Here is a 6,111-nt window from a genome sequence, read left to right on the forward strand (position 1 = left end):
CGGCTTCACCAAGGACGGCAGCGTCTTCGCTTTCGAGGAATATGGCGTGCAGGATGGATCGGGCTTTCCCTATGCCAACCGCTACTACATCGACACGAGCACCGACAGCTTTCTGAAGGGCACGCCGATCCGGGTCCGGCTTGAGGACGAGAATGCCAAACTGGATGCGGTGCGCCTTCAGGCCCGGCAAAAAGGCGAATCCATTGTCAGCCAGGCCGAGTTGGACGCCAACCGCGGCATCACCGCGGGTTTCAACCCGGTGACCGAGCTTTCGGCGGATCCGCACCGGATGGCGGTCAATCCGCGCCCGATCTTCACTCCGGTCGACCCACCGCTCGAGTTCCGGCTCGACGAGTTGGGCATGAACAACGCCGATGGCTGCGAGAGCCAGGGCGAAATCAACGGCTTCCGGCTGCTGCGCATCGAGGCGCAGGATGGCGGCACGACCAAGCTGCTGCACCAGGACAAGGCGATACCGAAAAGCCGGGGTTGCCCGAACGGCTATCGCATCGGCGCCGTGCAAACCTTTTCCATGGACAGCCTCAGCGCCTATGCCGTGCTGATCGCGGTGCGCCAATACGGCTTTGAAGGCCCGGACTTTCGCTGGATCGCGGTGACCGGTCGCCTGTGACATCCCGTGCTCAACCCGCCGCGCGCGATCGTGCGCTGAACCGCCTTCGCCGCGCGATACCGACGCCGCGCACAGCGCTTATCGGCGCAGTGTTGTGGGCTGTGACGATGGGCGCCAGCGCGCTCGTCACCCTGTTGTTGGACGACTGGGAGACGCCGGCGAAAATCCGCATTGTCACCATGCTGTTTGCGGCGGGAGCTGCGCTGGCCTTCCCCATCGGCCTGTTTGCGACGCGGCTGGTCTCGCAGGGAAGACGCTGGGAAGTCGCTTTCGCCGCGGCCTTCGTGTGCCTAGCAGCGGCGACGATCGGCCTGACCGGCGGGCTGTTTGCCCTGCAGTACCGCTCCTACTACGCCGAGTGGCATGCGCCTGCTTTCACCCGCACCTGGGTCCTCCAGTTCGTCTTCACGACGTTGATTGCGCTCTATCAGTTCGTAGTGCTGGGCATCCGGCTCTATTTTCCAGTTGGTTTCATCGCTCTGTTTGCCGCGGGCGTCTGGTTTGCGCGCCAGCGGCGTTGAGCATTTTGCTCGCCTCTGTTAGGACGCGGGCAAACTTCTCGATATGTCAGGACTGACCGATGATCCCTCGCTATTCCCGGCCGGAAATGGTCGCCATCTGGTCGCCAGAAACCCGGTTCCGCATCTGGTTCGAGATCGAAGCCTATGCCTGCGATGCGCTGGCCGAACTCGGCGTCATCCCCAGGGAAGCGGCAAAAACCATCTGGGAAAAGGGTAGTGCCGCAAAATTCGACGTCGAGGCGATCGACGAGATCGAACGAGTCACCAAGCATGACGTCATCGCCTTCCTGACCCATCTTGCTGAATTTGTCGGGCCGGACGCCCGCTTCATCCACCAGGGCATGACCTCATCGGACGTTCTCGACACCTGCTTCGCCGTACAGCTGACCCGCGCCAGCGACATCCTGCTCGCCGACATCGACGGTCTGCTTGCAGCGCTCAAGCGCCGCGCCTTCGAGCACAAGAACACCGTCACCATTGGCCGCAGCCACGGCATCCATGCCGAGCCGACGACCTTCGGCGTCAAGCTGGCGCAGGCCTATGCCGAGTTCTCGCGCTGCCGCGAGCGGTTGGTGCACGCGCGTGAGGATATCGCCACCTGTGCGATCTCCGGGGCGGTCGGCACCTTCGCCAACATCGACCCCTATGTCGAGGAACATGTGGCGGCGAAGCTCGGCCTGAAGCCCGAGCCGGTGTCGACGCAGGTGATCCCGCGCGACCGCCACGCGATGTTCTTTGCCACGCTCGGCGTCATCGCCTCGTCGGTCGAGCGGCTGTCGATCGAGATAAGGCATTTGCAGCGCACCGAAGTGCTCGAAGCGGAAGAGTATTTTTCGCCGGGCCAAAAGGGCTCCTCGGCCATGCCGCACAAGCGCAACCCGGTGCTGACCGAAAACCTCACCGGCCTTGCCCGCATGGTTCGCTCCATGGCGATGCCGGCGATGGAGAATGTGGCGCTCTGGCATGAGCGCGACATTTCCCACTCCTCAGTCGAGCGCATGATCGGCCCTGACGCCACCGTGACGCTCGATTTCGCACTGTCACGGCTGACCGGCGTCATCGACAAGCTGCTCGTCTATCCCGACAACATGCTGAAGAACATGAACAAGTTCCGCGGCCTCGTGCATTCGCAGCGTGTCATGCTGGCGCTGACGCAGGCTGGGTTGTCTCGCGAAGACTCCTACCGTCTGGTCCAGCGCAACGCCATGAGGGTGTGGGAGCAAGGCGCTGATTTTCTTGAAGAATTACTGGCCGACAAGGAAGTGACCGCTGCCCTGCCCGAGGCCGAAATCCGCGAGAAATTCGACCTGGGCTATCACACCAAGCATGTCGACACGATCTTCAAGCGGGTGTTTGGCAAAGCCTGAGGCAAAGCGCTATACCGTCGCTGGCCGCGAGCGGCAGGCTTCACCTTCTCCCCTGTGGGAGAAGGTGGATCGGCGCGCAACGCCGCGACGGTTGAGGGGTGCTCCAGCTTGGCGCAGCCCTCAAATCAAGCCTTGCCGGGAACAGTCCTGATCACCGTGCCCCATGGATCTTCGCGGGTCACCGGGCTGGTCACATTGTCCGAACGCATCTCCACCCAGGCCAGACCCGACCGGCTGGGATCGCGGCGGCCGGCGCCCGAACTCTGCCAGGCGTTGGCGCCGATGTGGTGGTGATAGCCGCCTGACGACAGGAACACCGCCTGGCCGCCATATTTGGCCACCGTGTCGAAGCCGAATTCCTGGTTCCACCAGGCTTCGGCGTCTTCCGGCCTGCCGACGCGCAGGTGGACATGGCCGACGACGCTGTTTTCCGGCGCGCCCTGCCAGCCGGCGTCACCCGCAGGCACTTCGGCAACGACGGACGGAATGTTCATCCGCTCGGTCGCCATCGCCACCTTGTCGCCATTCCACTTCCAGTCCTGCGGACGGCGGTCGGCATAGATCTCGATGCCGTTGCCTTCGGGATCGGTCAGGTACAGTGCTTCGCTGACCAGATGGTCGGAAGCGCCCTCGATGGCGATCTTGTTTGATATGGCGTGGTTGATCCAGCGGCCGAGATCGGCACGGCTGGGCAGCAGGAAGGCAGTATGGAACAGGCCTGCGCTGCGAGGATCATCCGGCTTGGCCGAAGGATCGGCCTCGATGACCAGCAACGGACGGTTGGCGGCGCCCAGCGTGATCGCCCCATCGGCGCGGCTCAGTTCCTGCAGACCGACGATGCTGCGATAATATGCGGCAAGGCTTTCCGCGTCGCGCGCCTTCAGCCCGACGCGGGCAACGCTGACCGGGGTGGTGGCGGCAAAAGGCAACTCGCTCATCAAATGCTCCGTTCGACCGGCCTGCGATGAAGCTCCCAAAGCGAGAAACCCCACTCCGCCGATCATTGTACGTCGTGTCAGTTCCAAAGTCAGGGTTCCCGCGCACGGCTGTTTCTTTTCCTGACCACAGATCGTCCATCCGCATCGTTCACACAAGACGCGAAGAAGCGAACATGGTGTTCACTATTGTGATCAAACGTGGCGTTTCTGCCGGTTGCACGAAGCGATGCCGCTCGCTATCTCAGCGCCATGAAGGTCAGAGACGCAGATATTCTCATCGTGCCGGGCTACACCAATTCCGGCCCCGACCATTGGCAGAGCCGCTGGCAGTCGAAGCTGTCGACGGCGCGCCGCGTCGAACAGGCGGAGTGGTCGAAGCCGGTGCGCGAGGACTGGACGGCGAGCGTCGCCAAGGCGGTCAACGAGGCCGAGCGGCCGGTCGTCCTGGTCGCGCACTCACTTGGCGTCGCCGCGGCGGTGCAAGCCATTCCGCAATTCCGCAAGCCGGTCGCCGGGGCCTTCTTCGTGGCGCCGCCCGATGTCGCTAACCCCGAGATCAGGCCCAGGCACCTGATGACCTTCGGCCCCTACCCGCGTGAGCCGCTGCCCTTTCCCTCGATCGTGATTGCCAGCCGCAACGATCCGTTCTGCGCCTTCGATGTCGCCGAAGACATTGCCGGTGCCTGGGGCTCGCTGTTCATCGATGCCGGCGAAACCGGTCATCTCAGCGAGGATTCGGGCTTCGGACCGTGGCCCGAAGGCTCGATGACCTTCGCCAAGTTCCTGACGGACCTGTAATATATACGGTCAAAGCCTGAACACGAAGCTGCTCGGCAGGCCATCCGGCTTGCGTGAACAATAATTTAATGCAGATCGCGATAATCTCTCCAGCAACGGCGAACTCTGTTCGCCGAACGATTATATTCGCGCGTACTAAATAGCAATTATTCAAAGAAAGCCCATACTTGGCCAAGGATGCTTCACTCGATTGTTAAGAGGTGTCGCCGCGCTCGTAGTTCTGAATGGGCATTGTTTGGGTGCTTTTGCGCCATTGATGGAAGGCGAGGGAGACTTGGCCGGGCAATCGCTCAAAACAAGCCTGGCTTTCGTCGCGTTCAATGGCGGCTCCGCCGTCTACCTGTTTTTCGTCCTGTCTTCCTACGTGCTCGTGAAGCGTTATTTTCAGACCAGCAAGGCACAAGATCTGCGGTTGGGTGCGATCAAGCGCCTGCCACGCCTGGCCGGCCCGGTACTCGTTACGACGCTGGCATCCTGCATCATCTTCAAGCTCGACCTGTATTTCATCAAGGATGCGGCCGCCGTCACCCAATCCGACTGGCTGAGAAGTTTCGGCAATGCTTCAAAGGTGCTATCGCCGGAGACTGCGAGTTTCGCCGACGCGTTTCTGCAAGGGGCGTGGCGGACGTTCATCTACGGCGACAACTATTATGACAGCAGTCTGTGGACCATGACGGTCGAGTTCTGGGGGAGCATGCTGACCTTCGCCCTCGCCCCGATCGTCTTTTTCCTTCAAGGCCGCTGGACGTTATCGTTCTGGGTCTGCATAGCAGCAGTCGTGTTCCTGGCGCTGCAAGTCAGTTACTTTCTTTGTGCCTTTCCGGCCAGCCTCTTGCTCTATCCGCTTCTCGCCATGGATTTTCGCCCGAATCGGTGGGTGAGAGGCGCCATGGTGATGGTTTCCCTGGCGCTGCTGGGTTATGCGGGGAGTGCCGTGGGCATATATCGCCCGTTCGCCGTGCTTGACGTGGCTTCCGATGTGGGCCTGCGGCAAGCCTGCGTGGCCATCCCGGCAAGCGTCATGTTGGTCTACGCGGTGCTGAGTGTGGATGAGCCTCTATCATGGCTCTCGGGTAAGGTGGCACGTTTTCTGGGCGACCTGTCCTTCCCACTCTACCTCGTGCATGTACCCGTTATCTGCTCATTGGGGTCATGGGTTTTGTTGACAAGCGGTTCCACCGCACTCGGCGCCGCCGCCGCCATACTGGGTTCGATCCTCGCGGCGTTGCCGCTCATGACCTTCAACAACTGGTGGGTCCAGATGGTCGGCGCCCTGTTCAACAGGTTCAGGCGCGGCGGACCTATCGCCGCGGCGCCTGCGGCGTCGAGCGCCTAACCGCCCGGCGCTGTGACGGCAGTGCGTCCGGTTCGGGTTCAGGATCCGATCGAATCCTTGATGCCCTTGAGCAGGGTCTTTGCGCCCAGTGAAATCAGCGCATGCTCCGAGCCCATGGCCAGCAGGCGATAGCCCATCGACACGACCCGGCCGGCAATTGCCGGCTCGACAACGTAGATCGCCGCATGTTTGCCGGCCTTGCGGGTGCGCTCGGCCACCGACGCCACCGTCTCCATCATGCTTTCCAGCGTCGAATTGACCGTGGCGCCATTGCTCCAGGCGATCGAGAAATCCGACGGGCCCAGGAAGATGCCGTCGATGCCGGGCGTATCGAGGATGCCATCGAGAGCATCGAGGGCTGCACGCGTCTCGACCATGGCGAAGGCCATGGTGCGCTGGTTGGTGTCGCGCAGCCAGTCGGCCTGGTCGCCTTGGCCGTGGCGGGGAAAAGCGTAGGTCGGGCCCCAGGAGCGCTCGCCGACCGGCGGGTATTTCATGGCGGCGGCGAACAGTTTTGCGT

Annotated in this window: 7 protein-coding genes; 5 read left to right on the top strand and 2 right to left on the bottom strand. The window is 62.2% G+C overall.

All coding sequences use genetic code 11. The features are described 5' to 3' along the window. From EN925_RS19020 to purB, 3 genes are all read left to right on the top strand, one after another. Positions 1 to 631 (top strand): DUF2259 domain-containing protein (locus EN925_RS19020; RefSeq protein ID WP_128336804.1); only part of this gene is annotated, 631 nt, incomplete at its 5' end. A 107-nt stretch (positions 632 to 738) separates the two neighbouring features. Further along, positions 739 to 1,152: a hypothetical protein gene (locus EN925_RS19025; RefSeq protein WP_013532120.1), complete on the top strand. Its 414-nt coding sequence runs from the start codon at positions 739 to 741 to the stop codon at positions 1,150 to 1,152. A gap of 59 nt (positions 1,153 to 1,211) precedes the next feature. After that, positions 1,212 to 2,519: an adenylosuccinate lyase gene (gene purB, locus EN925_RS19030; RefSeq protein ID WP_127367026.1), complete on the top strand. Its 1,308-nt coding sequence runs from the start codon at positions 1,212 to 1,214 to the stop codon at positions 2,517 to 2,519. 125 nt (positions 2,520 to 2,644) lie between these two features. Here purB and EN925_RS19035 read toward each other — a convergent pair whose 3' ends face one another. Then, the gene (locus EN925_RS19035) at positions 2,645 to 3,457 is read right to left on the bottom strand and encodes a VOC family protein (protein WP_013532122.1); all 813 of its coding nucleotides are present in this window, start codon (positions 3,455 to 3,457) and stop codon (positions 2,645 to 2,647) included. A 249-nt stretch (positions 3,458 to 3,706) separates the two neighbouring features. On the opposite strand from EN925_RS19035, the gene EN925_RS19040 reads away from it, so the two are divergent. Next, entirely contained in the window at positions 3,707 to 4,255 is a 549-nt protein-coding gene (locus tag EN925_RS19040; RefSeq protein WP_013532123.1) for an alpha/beta hydrolase, read from the top strand. Positions 4,256 to 4,445: 190 nt separating this feature from the next. Further along, entirely contained in the window at positions 4,446 to 5,591 is a 1,146-nt protein-coding gene (locus EN925_RS19045; protein ID WP_127369484.1) for an acyltransferase, read from the top strand. 38 nt (positions 5,592 to 5,629) lie between these two features. On the opposite strand, the gene EN925_RS19050 is transcribed toward EN925_RS19045, so the two are convergent. Continuing rightward, positions 5,630 to 6,111, bottom strand: a 482-nt coding sequence (locus tag EN925_RS19050) for an aldolase/citrate lyase family protein (RefSeq protein WP_245487242.1), incomplete at its 5' end; no start/stop codon positions are given.

Origin of the sequence: Mesorhizobium sp. M7A.F.Ca.US.006.04.2.1, from assembly GCF_004022915.1 — a bacterium.
Classification (GTDB): Bacteria; Pseudomonadota; Alphaproteobacteria; order Rhizobiales; family Rhizobiaceae; genus Mesorhizobium; species Mesorhizobium ciceri.